Here is a 12522-nt window from a genome sequence, read left to right as displayed (position 1 = left end):
CGCCGCCACCACCGTGGTCAGCAGGGCCCCCACCCAGGCCATCATCGTGACTCTCCCCCGTCGTCCCCACTGCCGAAGGTAGGGATGGACGGCGGGGGAGCAACGCTCCCGTCTTCACGGGAGCGCCCGCGCCAACACTCAGCGACTACTTCGTCTTGCGGCGGCGGGGCGTGGTGGTGCCCGCGTCCGGCGTGGCCGTACCCGCGTCCACGGCCGTCTCGAGCGTGCCCGCGTCCAGCGTGCCCGCGTCCGGCACGGTCGACGTCAGCGCGGGAGGCGGGTTGACGAGCTTCAGCGACGTGAGGAACGTATCCGCCACCGGGGCGCCCGTGTTCGGGTTGAAGAGCACCAGCAGCGTGTAGAGGCGCGGCCCCACGAGGAAGTTGCGCGCCTTGATCTCACCCGCCACCGGCGAGCTGACCGTGTAGGACTTGCCCGGGTAGCCATCCAGGGTGATGTCCTGCTCGTCCTTGAGCGTGCCCTGGACCTCCTTCGCCAGGCCGTCGCGGCCCTCGTTCAGCAGGGCCTCGGGAGGACGGCTCGCGACGAGCTTCTCCGGGTAGTCCGCGATGCTGACGGAGTAGAGGACCTCATTGGCGCGCGCCGAGTACGAAGCGGTGGCCACCGTGCCGGCGCCCAGCGGGATCTGCTTGCGGGCAATCTGCGGCTCCGCGGGCATCCCGATGCCGAAGCCTTCCGGCGCGTCGTAGGGCTTGAACTCCGGGCCCGCGGGCGCGGCGGCGCCGCCTTCGTTGGGCACCTCTTCAATGGTGGAGACGGCCTGGCGACCGTCGCCACCACCGGAGGTCCCGGTGCCGTCGGTCTTCTGCTGGCTGGCGCACGCGCCGGCAATGAGCGCGAGGGTGGTGAGCGAGGCGAGGAGGAGGCGGGACAACGGACGCATGGGCACGCTTCCTGATGTGAATGATGAGGGGGACACGGAATGTCCTGTCAGACGCTAGACGAAGTGCTCCGCCGCTGACTACCCGAGTTTCACCGTCTCGCGAGGAACTGGCGGCGCCCCCACCCCCGGAAGCGTCCGGGGGCGGACAGCGCGCCGGGGCCGGAAGGTCGGCCTGGGAACTACTCGCCCAGGTACGCGCGCCGCACTTCGGGGCTGTCCAGCAGCGCCTTGCCGGGCCCCGCCATCACCACCTCGCCCGTCTCCAGCACGTAGCCGTAGTGCGCGGCGTTGAGGGCCAGGTGCGCGTTCTGCTCCACCAGCAGCACACTGACGCCCGTGGCGTTCACCTCGCGCAGCGTGCGGAAGATGGTCTCCGTCACCTGCGGCGCGAGCCCCAGCGACGGCTCGTCCAGCAGCAGCAGCTGCGGCTTGCTCAACAGCGCCCGGGCGATGGCCAGCATCTGCTGCTCGCCACCGGACAGCGTGCCCGCCAGCTGCCGCCTGCGCTCCTTGAGCACGGGGAAGAGCGTGAAGCCCTTCTCCATGTCCTGCAGCACCTGGGCGGTGTCCTTGCGCAGGTACGCCCCCAGCTCCAGGTTCTCCACCACGGTGAGGTTCGGGAAGATGCCCCGCCCCTCCGGCGCGTGCGCCATGCCGCGCGGCACCAGCTGGTGCGCCTTGAGGGACGTGGTGTCCTTGCCCTCCAGGGTGATGCGGCCCGCGGACGCCTTGAGCATGCCGCTCACCGCGCGCAGCGTGCTCGTCTTGCCCGCGCCATTGGCGCCGATGAGGGCCACCATCTCGCCCTTGCCCACCTGCAGGGACACGCCCCGGAGCGCCTGGATGGCGCCGTAGCGCACCTGGATGCCCTCCACCGTGAGCAGCGGCGCGAACGCGCGGCGCTCGCCCAGCACCTTCACCGGCTCGCTCACGCCGCGCCTCCGTGGGATTCCAGGTAGCTGTCGCCCAGGTACGCCTCGATGACCTTGCGGTCGCTTCTCACCGCGGCCGGGGCACCCCGAGCGATGGTCTCGCCGTGGTCCAGCACGGTGATGGTCTCGCAGATGCCCATCACCAACTTCATGTCGTGTTCGATGACGAGCACGCCCAGCGAGAACTCGTCGCGCAGCCGGCGGATGAGCACCATCAGGTCCGCCTTCTCCCGCGTGTTCATGCCCGCCGCGGGCTCGTCCAGCAGCAGCACCCGGGGCTTCGTGCCCAGCGCGCGGGCAATCTCCAGCCGGCGCTGCTCGCCATAGGGCAGGTTCTTCGCCTCCTCGTCGCGGCGGTGCGACAGGCCCATCACCTCCAGCAGGTGCTCCGCCTGGCGCGTGAGCTCCCGCTCCTCGGCCTGGAAGCCGGGGGTGAGCATCAGCGCGCGCCACCAGTCGCGGTAGTTGCGCAGCGCCGTGCCCGCCTTCGCCACCCGGCCCCGCTTCGGCGGGTGCAGGGCGCCCTGCGCGCGGCAGGCCACCTTCACGTTGTCCAGCGCGGTGAGCGCGCGGAACAGGCGGATGTTCTGGAAGGTGCGCGCGAGGCCCAGGTGGTTGATCTCATGCGGCAGCCACCCGTTCACCTTCTTGCCGGCCACGCGCACCTCGCCCTCGGTGGGCTGGTACACGCCGGTGAGCACATTGAACGCGGTGGACTTGCCCGCGCCGTTGGGCCCGATGAGGCCCAGCAGGTCCCCCTGCCGCACGGTGAGGTTGAAGTCCGTGAGGGCCTTGAGCCCCCCGAAGCGGATGCTCACCCCGGAGGCCTGGAGCAGCGCATCCGACGCGGGGGCCTGGGAGTCCACCGGAACCACGGCGCTCATGTCAGCCCCTTCTTCTTGCGGGGAAGCCAGCGCGGCAGCACGTCCCACAGCTCCTTCGTGCCGAACAGGCCCTGCGGCCGGGCCAGCATCAGCACCACCAGCAGGATGCCGTACACGGGCATGCGGATCTGATCCACCTTCTGCGCGAGGCTGCCCTCCGCGCCCATGGCGCCGAACAGCGAGCGCAGGCCCTCCGGCAGGAGCGTGAGGAAGATGGCCGCGACGATGGCGCCCGTGGTGGAGCCCAGGCCGCCCAGCACCACCATGACGACGATCTCCATGGACTTCACGAAGGTGAACGAGCCCGGGTTGATGATGGGCACGAAGTGGGCGAACAGGCCGCCCGCGATGCCCGCGAAGAACGACGAGATGACGAACGCGCGGACCTTGTAGCCCGTGGTGTCCACGCCCATGGCCTCCGCGGCGACCTCGTCCTCGCGGATGGCCCACAGGCTGCGGCCGTGGCTGGAGCCCGCGATGCGCCGGGCCACCAGCACCACCAGGAAGACCCAGAAGTACACCATGGCCACGCTGGAGTACTGCGGGATGCCCGACAGCCCCAGCGCGCGGCCGAACGCCTCCGTGTTCTGCACGAAGACGCGGATGATCTCCCCGAAGCCCAGGGTGACGATGGCCAGGTAGTCCCCGCGCAGCCGCAGGGACGGCAGCCCCACGAGGAAGCCGCACAGCGCCGCGCTGACGCCGCCCGCGAGCAGCGCCTCCACGAAGAGCAGCTGGTCGCTGACCGCCACCGGCACGCCCGGGATGCCAATCTCCTTGAGCGACAGCGACGTGACGCCGGCGATGTACGCGCCCACCGCCATGAAGCCCGCGTGACCAATGGAGAACTGGCCCGTCATGCCGTTCACGATGTTGAGGCTCACCGCGAGGATGATGTTCACCCCCACCACGGACAGCAGGTACGTGGCGAAGGGGGAGGCGCCCAGGGTCCACTCGGCCAGCGCCAGCACCGGCAGCGCGAGGAGCACGGGCAGGATGCCGCGCAAGGCCGGGGGAATAGGGCCCGTGTCGTCGGACAGGGTCGTCGCGCCAGGGGTCGCCATCAGACCTTCTCCGCCGCGACCCGGCCGAAGAGGCCGCCCGGCTTCACGAGCAGCACCAGGATGAGGAAGCCAAAGGCCACCGCGTCACGCCAGGTGCTGGCCGCGTAGCCCACCACGAACTCCTCCACCAGCCCCAGCAGCAGCGCGCCCACCACCGCGCCCGGCACGTTGCCGATGCCGCCGATGACCGCCGCCACGAAGGCCTTGAGGCCCACGTACAGGCCCATCAGCGGGCTCACCGACGTGTCCTTGATGGCGTAGAGCAGGCCCGCGCCCGCCGCCAGCGCGCTGGAGAGCATGAACGTCAGCGCGATGATGCGGTCGGTGGGGATGCCCATCAGCGCCGCGGTGCGGTGGTCCCAGGACACCGCGCGCATCGCCTTGCCGAAGCGCGTCCGGTACACGAGGAACTGGAGCGCGCCCATCAGGCTCACCGCGATGAGGAAGCTGATGACCTGCCAGTTCCACACCACCACGTCGCGGTCGCCCACGATGAACCACTCGGTGGGGACGATGACCTCCGGGAAGGCCCGGGGGGACGCGCCCGGCAGGAAGCCGATGTCCAGCTGGAAGCCGTACGACAGCGCGAACGAGATGCCGATGGCGGTGATGAGCGCGGTGAGGCGCGGCTTCTCGCGCAGCGGCCGGTAGGCGAAGCGCTCGATCAGGAAGCCGAGCAGCGCGCAGCCCCCCATGGCCACCGCGAAGATGACCACCACGCCCCAGAGGGAGCGCTGGGCCTCGCGCCCGAGGGCGAAGGCGGTGGCGTAGCCCATGTAGACGCCGACCATCATGACGTCGCCGTGGGCGAAGTTGATGAGCTTGAGGACGCCGTACACCATCGTGTAGCCCAGGGCGACGAGGGCGTAGATGGTGCCGGAGGCCAGGCCGTTGATGAGGTGCTGGAGAAGCTGCGACATGCCGGGTGGGGGCCCTTGGACTACGGGGCGATGGTGGTGACGTAGGAGGTCTTGCCGTCCGCGACCTTCAGCACCACGGCGGACTTCACCGCGTTGCGCTTCGCGTCCAGCGTGATGACGCCCGCGACGCCCGGGAAGTCCTTCGTCTGCGCGATGGCCGCTCGCAGCGCGGGGCCGCTGGTGTCCGGGGCGCGCTTGAGCGCGTCGACGGCGACGCGCGCGGCGTCGTAGGCCAGCGCCGCGAGCGCGTCCGGCACCGCGCCGTTGTTGTCCGCCTTGTAGTCCGCGATGAACTTCTGCACGCGCGGATCCGGGTTGTCCGGCGAGTAGTGGTTGGAGAAGTAGCTGCCGTCAATGGCGCTGCCGCCCAGCTCGAAGAGCTTCTCGGAGTCCCAGCCGTCGCCGCCCATCAGCGGCACCTTCAGGCCCAGCTCGCGCGCCTGGCGGGCGATGACGCCCACCTCGCTGTAGTAGCCCGGCACGTAGATGCCCTCCGGCTGCGTCTTCTTGATGGCGGTGAGCTGCGCGCGGTAGTCCGTGTCGCCCTGGCTGTAGCTCTCCGTGCCGGTGATCTTCCCGCCCATCTCCGCGAACTTCTGGCGGAACACCTCCGTGAGGCCGATGGAGTAGGCGCTCTTGTTGTCCTGGAGCACCGCGACCTTGTTGAGCTTGAGGTTCTCCCTGGCGAACTTCGCCATCACGAAGCCCTGGAACGGGTCGATGAAGCAGACGCGGAAGATGTTGTCGCCCTTCTCCGTCACCGTGGGGTTGGTGGACGAGGGGGTGATCATCGGCACGCCGGCCGCCTGTGCCTTCTCCGCCATGGCGAGCGAGCTGGACGACGCCACCTCGCCCAGGATGAGCACCACCTTGTCCTGGGTGATGAGCCGGGTGACGGCCTGCGCCGCCTCCTCGGGCTTGCTCTGGTCGTCGTAGACGCGCACCGCCAGCTTCTTGCCCCTCACGCCGCCCGCCGCATTGGCCTCCTTCAGCGCCAGCGCGATGCCGTTGCGGCTGGAGATGCCGAAGGTCGCCTGTCCGCCCGTCAGCGCGCCGACCTCGCCCAGGACGATGACGTCATTGCCCGCGGGGACGGGACCGCCCTGCGCCGTGGCCGGGGCCTGCGCCGCCGGCTGGCTGTTGCCCTCTCCCGTGGGCTGCGTCTTCTTCTCGCAAGCGACCGCCAGGACAGCGAGCGCGGCGAGGAGCATCGGGGCAAGTCGTCGCATGCGGGGGTTCCCTCCGGGGGGAGAAGACTGCAAAGCCCCGGTTTTCTAGGGGAGCCCTCCCCATGGGTCAAGCGGACAGCGTATCCCCCCTGCCCCGTCCCGTCCTCCAGAAGGTGCTTCAGGAGCGCAGCCCGTCAGTGCAGCCCGTCTGGGGAGCTGTCGGGCCCGGCGACGTCCGGACCCTCCACCTGGACCCGCTCCCGGCGCAGCCTCGGGTTCAGCCGGGCGTGATCCTCGATGAAGGTCCGGGTGACCTCCACCTCCTGCCAGACGTGGGGCGTCTTGGTGAAGACGACCTGCTCCTCGCAGAGGGGGATGACGAAGCGGTCCTCCTTGGAGGCCTCCCCGTCGAAGGATGCGGGAGCCCCCGGCTCCAGGTCCTCCCCGTCCACCTGCTCCACCACCAGCTCCTCGCGCCGCACCGGGATGCTGAAGTGCCGCATCTCCGTGCGCACCACCTTGCGCAGCCGCACCCGACCTGTCTCGAGCACCCGGGGCTGGGGCTCGGCCTCTTCGTGCGCCAGCTCGATGACCGCGTCGACCGCGTCCTTGCGTTCCATATGCCTTCGCTCCTGTCAGGAATGTTCCCGCCGGGAAGGCCCCCGCTCTTCACTTCGAGCCGGCCTCCTGGCTGCTTCCTCCGGGACGCGCACCCGGGTCCTCCCGAAACAGTGGGTCCCCTGGACCGTCGTGGACAGGGCATGGCGGTGCAGCGGCGGGTCCGCACGCTTCCTGGGAGGAAGGGGTGAGTCAGAGCCCGCTGGAGCCGCCCCCCAGCAGGCGACACACCGGGCCCCCGGATCATCCACGCTGGGGGTTTCCACTGCCCCACCTGTCCCCACCTTCCTGGGGATGGCGAAGGCGGCCACCGCCACGTCACACCGAACCCCAACGCAGTCCACAAGGAGCCAGCCATGATCCAGCGCAACGACATCAGGGAAGGGATGACGGTCCGCAGCAGCGATGGGGAGAAGCTCGGCAAGGTCTTCGCCGTGAGCGAGGGCGAGTTCCACATCGAGAAGGGGCTGTTCTTCCCCAAGGACTACCTCGTGCGGTACGCCGAGGTGAGCGACATCCGCGACGGGGAGATCTACCTCAACCATGGCAAGGAGGCCCTGAACTCCCTGTCGGACGACGCCCGGATGGGCGCGACGGACACCCGTATCAACGAGCGCGCCGCGATGGGCACCGACACCACCCTGCGGGGCCGCGCCTCGGAGGACATCGCCATCCCCGTACACCGCGAGGAGATGGACGTCATCAAGCGCGACCAGCAGGCGGGAGAGGTCCGCGTGAAGAAGGACGTCGTGGTGGAGGAGGAGGCGGTGGACGTACCGCTGCGCCGCGAGCGCGTGCGCGTGGAGCGCCGCGACGTGACGCCCGGCAGGCCGGCCATGAACGCCTCCTTCCAGGAGGAGACCATCTCCGTCCCGCTGCGCGCCGAGCAGGCGGAGGTGACCAAGCGCGCCGTCGTGGACGAGGAGGTCGTCATCCACAAGGACGCCATCGAGGAGGAGCAGCGCATCTCCGAGCCGCTGCGCCACGAAGAGGTGGACGTGCGCACCGAGGGGAACGTGGACGAGCAGCGCGTCGGCTACAACGCGCCCTCGGATGATCCGCTGAAGCGTCGTTGAGCGTGAAGCACGCTCACGCCTCCGTCCGGCGCCCACGGTGCAGCGTTCAGCGCCGGTCCCCCACCCCGGGACCCGTACCCGGGGTGGCGCGGGTCGCCGCCTCCCGGCGGTGGTCCCCGGTCTCCGCGCGCTGGAAGTCCCGCAGCCGGTCCGGGAAGAGCCGGCCCGTGAGCGCCGCCAGCGCCGTGTCGCGCGCGGGCGGACAGGCGGCCACCAGCCGGTCCGCCATGTGGTGGGCATTCTCGAAGCGGGACTCGGGCGCCTTGGACAGCGCCACCGACAGCACGTTCCACAGCGGCACCGGCACCTCCGGGGGCCGGGTGAGCTTGTCCTGGCAGATGGCCTTCATCGACGCCAGTTCGTCATCGCGCTCGAAGGCGCGGCGGCCGGTGAGCGCCTGGTAGAGGATGAGGCCCATGGCGAACAGGTCGCTGCGCGCGTCCAGCCGCTGGCCCAGCGCCTGCTCCGGCGACATGTAGAGCGGCTTGCCCTTCACGATGCCCGGCAGCGTCACCGTGCGCTGCGCGCGCACCTTGGCCACGCCGAAGTCCAGCACCTTCACCTGGCCGTCGAAGCCCACCATCAGGTTGTGCGGCGACAGGTCGCGGTGCACCAGCTCCAGCGACGCGCCGTCCTCGCCCTTGAGCGAGTGCGCGGCATGCAGCCCCTGCAACGCCTGCGACACCACCGCCGACGCCACCGCCGGCTCCACCGGGCCCTTGAGCGCGCGCAGGAGCCGGTCCAGGTCGATGCCGTTCACCAGCTCCATGGCGATGTAGTAGGCGCCCTGCGCCTCGCCGAAGTCGTAGACGTGCACGAGGTTCGGGTGTGACAGCCGCAGGCCGATGCGCGCCTCGTCCAGGAACTGCTGGACCATCTCCGGCTGCGCCGTCAGGTGCGGCAGGATGCGCTTGAGCGCCACCAGCCGTCCCAGGCCCTCCGGCCCGCGCGTGCGCGCGATGAGCACCTGCGCCATGCCGCCCGTGCCCAGGGGCTTCACGACCTCGTAGCGGCCAATGCGCCCGCGCTGGACCGGGGTGCCCTCCACGTCCAATTCATCCAGCCGCTCCAGCGGCCCGCGGCCGTCCGTGAGCGCCAGGAACGCCAGCACCGCCGAGTCGAGCTGTTCACCAATCGCCGCGACCAGCCCCATCACCCGGGCGCCGCCGTCCGCGAAGTCACCCTCCACCACCAGCCCCAGCCCGCCCAGGTTGATGCGCCCCAGGGTGAGCTGCTGGCAGAAGAGCGTGCGGCCATCGCGGAGCACCTTGGGGCCGCTCCAGTGGGCAGCCTCGAAGACGTCCGCGCCCAATTCGCCCAGCACCCGCGTCAGCACCGGCCCGCGCGTGCCCCGCAGCGACACGAAGCCCGCTCTCGCGTGCACCATCCGCGCGCACTGCGTGAGGAACACATCCAGCCCGGTGTCGAGGTCCAGGCCCCGCTCCAGGCAGTCCTCCAGGATGTCGTCCGCCATCCGGTTCACGGCCGTCAGGCCGCGCAGGAAGGCCAGCTCTTCGTCGGGGGATGAGAACTCCACGCTCCCATCAATACCCGAAAAGCCGGCGCCGTGAAGCGCCCGGGAGGTGGGGTCAGACGCGCTCGCGGTCCAGGCGCACCGCCGTGGGCAGGCGCTCCGGCAGCTCCGGGCTGCTCGTGCGGCCGGCACCCGGGCGTTCAAGCATGCCGTGCAGGTCCAGCATGTGCTCCAGGTGCGCCACGCGGGCGCGCAGCGCCTCCAGCTCCGCGACCGGGGCGCCGTTGGACTGGGCCTCGCGCACGCGCAGCCACGTGTCCACCACGGGCTTGAGGACGAAGCGCAGCGTCAGTCCCAGGAAGGGAATGCCAATGACCATGGCGACGATCACGATGCTGACGATGGCTTCTTCGGGCGACATGGGGGGCGGCTCCTGGGTGGAGTGGGGTAGACCCCCGACCTACGAACGGCGGCGCCGGGCCATTGCAGCCCGGCGCTTTTTTCGTCCCGTCAGCCGGACTTGGCCTGGTCGCTGTAGATGGCGTCCGCGATGCGGTAGGCGCTGCCCTCCAGGCGCTGGAAGGCTTCGCGCAGGGCGCCCGCGTCGGAGGTGTTGAGGATGGAGCGCAGCCGCTCCAGGTCCGCCTTGATCTCCTCGCGGTCCTTCTCCGACAGGAGGTTGGCGTACTCCTCCAGGCTCTTCTCCGTGGTGTAGATGAGCCCGTCCGCGTTGTTGCGCAGCTCCGCCAATTCCTTCTTCTTCTTGTCGTCGACGGAGTGCGACTGCGCGTCGGAGATCATCGTCTGGATCTCCGCTTCCGACAGGCCGGAGTTGCCCACCACGCGCACCTGCTGCTGCTTGCCGGTGCCCAGGTCGCGCGCGCTCACGTGCACGATGCCGTTCGCGTCGATGTCGAAGGACACCTCAATCTGGGGCACGCCGCGGGGCGCGGGCGGGATGCCGACCAGTTCGAAGCGCGCGAGCGTCTTGTTGTCCGCCGCCATCTCGCGCTCGCCCTGGAGGACGTGCACGGACACGAGGGGCTGGTTGTCCACCGCGGTGGAGAACACCTGGCCCTTCTTGCAGGGGATGGTGGTGTTCTTGTCGATGATCTTCGTGAACACGCCGCCCGCGGTCTCCACGCCCAGCGACAGGGGCGTGACGTCCAGCAGGAGGACGTCCTTCACCTCGCCCTTGAGCACGCCGCCCTGGATGGCGGCGCCCACGGCGACGACCTCATCCGGGTTGATGCCCTTGTGGGGCTCCTTGCCGAAGAACTCCTTCACCTTCTGCTGCACGCGCGGCATGCGCGTCATGCCGCCCACCAGGAGCACCTGGTTGATGGCCTGCGCGGTGACGCCCGCGTCCTTGAGGGCGATGCGGCACGGCTCGATGGAGCGGTCGATGAGGTCCGCGACGAGCGCCTCGAAGGTGGACCGGTCGATGGTCTCCGTGAGGTGCTTGGGGCCGGACGCGTCCGCGGTGATGAACGGCAGGTTCACCTCCGTCTCCGGGGCGCTGGACAGCTCGTGCTTGGCGCGCTCGGCGGCTTCCTTCAGGCGCTGGAGCGCCATCCGGTCCTTGCGCAGGTCCATGCCGTTGTTGCTCTCGGCGAAGCGCTTGGCCAGGTAGTCGATGAGGCGCTGGTCGAAGTCCTCGCCGCCGAGGAACGTGTCGCCGTTGGTGCTCTTCACCTCGAAGACGCCGGCGTTGAGTTCCAGGATGGAGATATCGAACGTGCCGCCGCCCAGGTCGTAGACGGCGATGCGCTCCGTGGCGGTGTCCTTCACCTTGTCCAGGCCGTACGCGAGCGCCGCGGCGGTGGGCTCGTTGATGATGCGCAGCACGCTCAGGCCCGCGATGCGGCCCGCGTCCTTGGTGGCCTGGCGCTGGCTGTCGTTGAAGTAGGCGGGGACGGTGATGACCGCCTCGGTGACGGGCTCGCCGAGGTAGTCCTCCGCCGTCTGCTTCATCTTCATCAGCACGATGGCGCTGACTTCCGGCGGGCTGTAGCCCTTGCCGCGGATCTCCACCCACGCGTCGCCGTTGGGGCTGGGCGCCACCTTGAAGGAGCTCACGCCAATGGCCTTGCGGGCCTCGGGCGAGTCGTACTTGCGGCCGATGAGGCGCTTGGCCGCGAAGACGGTGTTCTCCGGGTTGGTGATGGCCTGCCGCTTGGCGATCTGCCCCACCAGGCGCTCGCCAGAGTCCGTGAAGCCCACCATGGAGGGCGTGGTGCGGCTGCCCTCACTGTTGGGGATGACCACCGGCTCGCCGCCTTCCATGACGGCGACGCAGGAGTTGGTGGTGCCCAGGTCGATACCAATCACCTTCGCCATGACTACTGACTCCCCCCGGAGGAACTGTCGGAATCCGCGGGCGCCCCCGGCGCCTCGCTGCTGCCAGGCTGTGAATCCGTGCTGACGGGCGCGTCCGGGGCCTGCGCGGGCGGCGCGGGCGCCGCGGCGGCCTCCGGTGCCGCGGCGCGCTCCGGTGCCCGGGCGACGACGACCATCGCGGGGCGCACGAGCCGGTCATTGAGGTGGAAGCCGCGCGCCACTTCGTAGACGACGTGGCCCGACGGGACGTCGGCGGTCTCCACCTGCTGGATGGCTTCGTGCAGGCGCGGGTCGAAGGGCTGGCCCTTGGCGCTGAAGGCCTTCACGCCGTGGCGGCCGAGCGCGTCCTCGAAGGACTTGCGCGTCATGCCCACGCCCTTCTGGAAGCTGTCGAAGTCGGTGGACTTGCTGGCGGCGTCGAGCGCGCGGTCCAGGTTGTCCATCACGGGGAGCAGGTCCTTGAGGAGCTTCTCCGCGCCGAACTTCTGGACGTCCTCCTTCTCCTTCTGGGCGCGCTTGCGGTAGTTCTCCAGGTCCGCGGCGGCGCGCAGGGCGCGCTCCTGGAAGTCCTTGGCGCGCTCGTGCGCTTCCTTCAAGCGCTCCAGCGTCTCACGGGCCTTGGCCTGGCTGAACTCGATCTGCGCGGTCAGCGACTCGACCTCCTGGCGGAGCGCGGCCGAGTCCTCGGTGGGGGAAGGGACCTCGGGGGTGGAGGCGTCCGCGCCCGCGTCAGGAGTGGAGGCGGCGACTTCCACCTCCACCTCCGTCTCCGGGCCTGCGGTGTCCGCGTCTTCGTCCATCCGACGCTCGACGCTGCGAACCGCCTCGTCGATCACGTCCTGCCCGATGTCCGTCTGGATGCTGCCCTTGTCATGGGTGCCTGACACGGCGCGCACTATCTCACGCGTCGGGGAGCGATCCAACAGGACCCGGAGGGTGAAGGATGCCCGGGCCCCTGTCGGGAGCCCGACGCAATCCACAGGCAGCGGAACTTCACGCTCCGGGCGCGGATTTCTTGCGACCCAACGTTTTCTTGGAAGCCGCTTTCTTCGTGGCCTTGGCGCCCTTGGGGGCCGCAGCCGGGGCCGCGGCGGCCTTCTTGCGCCCGATGGACTTGGTGCCCGGGGCCTTGCCAGTGCTC

General features: G+C 70.0%; 12 protein-coding genes. 1 reads left to right on the top strand and 11 read right to left on the bottom strand.

Going from position 1 to position 12522, the window contains the following annotated elements:
• Positions 1-145 precede the first annotated feature (145 nt).
• The 7 genes from D7V97_RS30360 to D7V97_RS30330 form a co-directional block, all read right to left on the bottom strand.
• Positions 146-904 (bottom strand): hypothetical protein, encoded by a 759-nt coding sequence (locus tag D7V97_RS30360; protein WP_233583321.1) that lies wholly within the window; start codon positions 902-904, stop codon positions 146-148.
• Between the two features lie 179 nt (positions 905-1083).
• Complete coding sequence (locus D7V97_RS30355; RefSeq protein WP_120614126.1) at positions 1084-1836, bottom strand: ABC transporter ATP-binding protein; 753 nt, start codon at positions 1834-1836, stop codon at positions 1084-1086.
• On the bottom strand, positions 1833-2720 hold the full coding sequence (locus D7V97_RS30350; RefSeq protein ID WP_120614125.1) for an ABC transporter ATP-binding protein: 888 nt from the start codon (positions 2718-2720) through the stop codon (positions 1833-1835). The genes D7V97_RS30355 and D7V97_RS30350 overlap by 4 nt, the downstream gene beginning before the upstream one ends.
• Positions 2717-3784: a branched-chain amino acid ABC transporter permease gene (locus D7V97_RS30345; protein WP_120614124.1), complete on the bottom strand. Its 1068-nt coding sequence runs from the start codon at positions 3782-3784 to the stop codon at positions 2717-2719. Before D7V97_RS30345 ends, D7V97_RS30350 begins: the two co-directional genes overlap by 4 nt.
• Positions 3784-4704: a branched-chain amino acid ABC transporter permease gene (locus D7V97_RS30340; protein ID WP_120614123.1), complete on the bottom strand. Its 921-nt coding sequence runs from the start codon at positions 4702-4704 to the stop codon at positions 3784-3786. Before D7V97_RS30340 ends, D7V97_RS30345 begins: the two co-directional genes overlap by 1 nt.
• 20 nt (positions 4705-4724) lie before the next feature.
• On the bottom strand, positions 4725-5933 hold the full coding sequence (locus D7V97_RS30335) for an ABC transporter substrate-binding protein (RefSeq protein ID WP_120614122.1): 1209 nt from the start codon (positions 5931-5933) through the stop codon (positions 4725-4727).
• Between the two features lie 134 nt (positions 5934-6067).
• A complete protein-coding gene (locus D7V97_RS30330) occupies positions 6068-6493 on the bottom strand; it encodes a YsnF/AvaK domain-containing protein (RefSeq protein ID WP_120614121.1) in 426 nt (141 codons plus the stop codon).
• 354 nt (positions 6494-6847) lie between these two features.
• Between D7V97_RS30330 and D7V97_RS30325 the strand changes: the two genes are divergently transcribed.
• The gene (locus D7V97_RS30325; protein WP_120614120.1) at positions 6848-7567 is read left to right on the top strand and encodes a YsnF/AvaK domain-containing protein; all 720 of its coding nucleotides are present in this window, start codon (positions 6848-6850) and stop codon (positions 7565-7567) included.
• A 46-nt stretch (positions 7568-7613) separates the two neighbouring features.
• Here the strand turns inward: D7V97_RS30325 and D7V97_RS30320 are convergent, their stop codons facing one another.
• The 4 genes from D7V97_RS30320 to grpE all read right to left on the bottom strand — a co-directional run bounded on the left by D7V97_RS30320 (position 7614) and on the right by grpE (position 12277).
• Positions 7614-9104, bottom strand: a complete 1491-nt coding sequence (locus tag D7V97_RS30320; protein WP_233583320.1) for a serine/threonine-protein kinase — start codon at positions 9102-9104, stop codon at positions 7614-7616.
• A 52-nt stretch (positions 9105-9156) separates the two neighbouring features.
• Entirely contained in the window at positions 9157-9462 is a 306-nt protein-coding gene (locus D7V97_RS30315; RefSeq protein ID WP_120614119.1) for a hypothetical protein, read from the bottom strand.
• Positions 9463-9551: 89 nt separating this feature from the next.
• Positions 9552-11381: a molecular chaperone DnaK gene (gene dnaK / locus D7V97_RS30310; protein WP_120614118.1), complete on the bottom strand. Its 1830-nt coding sequence runs from the start codon at positions 11379-11381 to the stop codon at positions 9552-9554.
• A 2-nt stretch (positions 11382-11383) separates the two neighbouring features.
• A complete protein-coding gene (grpE, locus tag D7V97_RS30305; protein WP_120614117.1) occupies positions 11384-12277 on the bottom strand; it encodes a nucleotide exchange factor GrpE in 894 nt (297 codons plus the stop codon).
• Positions 12278-12522 lie beyond the last annotated feature (245 nt).

Origin of the sequence: Corallococcus sp. CA053C, assembly GCF_003611675.1 — a bacterium.
Classification (GTDB): domain Bacteria; phylum Myxococcota; class Myxococcia; order Myxococcales; family Myxococcaceae; genus Corallococcus.
The sequence above is the reverse complement of the archived record's forward strand: the minus strand, read 5'-3'. Positions and strand labels throughout refer to the sequence as shown.

Excerpts from the sequence above, each read along its gene's own strand:
- dnaK (WP_120614118.1), bottom strand. The coding sequence starts at position 11,381 with ATGGCGAAGGTGATTGGTATCGACCTGGGCACCACCAACTCCTGCGTC.
- D7V97_RS30315 (WP_120614119.1), bottom strand. The coding sequence starts at position 9,462 with ATGTCGCCCGAAGAAGCCATCGTCAGCATCGTGATCGTCGCCATGGTC.
- D7V97_RS30350 (WP_120614125.1), bottom strand. The coding sequence starts at position 2,720 with ATGAGCGCCGTGGTTCCGGTGGACTCCCAGGCCCCCGCGTCGGATGCG.
- D7V97_RS30360 (WP_233583321.1), bottom strand. The coding sequence starts at position 904 with ATGCGTCCGTTGTCCCGCCTCCTCCTCGCCTCGCTCACCACCCTCGCG.
- D7V97_RS30325 (WP_120614120.1), top strand. The coding sequence starts at position 6,848 with ATGATCCAGCGCAACGACATCAGGGAAGGGATGACGGTCCGCAGCAGC.
- D7V97_RS30335 (WP_120614122.1), bottom strand. The coding sequence starts at position 5,933 with ATGCGACGACTTGCCCCGATGCTCCTCGCCGCGCTCGCTGTCCTGGCG.
- D7V97_RS30340 (WP_120614123.1), bottom strand. The coding sequence starts at position 4,704 with ATGTCGCAGCTTCTCCAGCACCTCATCAACGGCCTGGCCTCCGGCACC.
- D7V97_RS30345 (WP_120614124.1), bottom strand. The coding sequence starts at position 3,784 with ATGGCGACCCCTGGCGCGACGACCCTGTCCGACGACACGGGCCCTATT.
- D7V97_RS30330 (WP_120614121.1), bottom strand. The coding sequence starts at position 6,493 with ATGGAACGCAAGGACGCGGTCGACGCGGTCATCGAGCTGGCGCACGAA.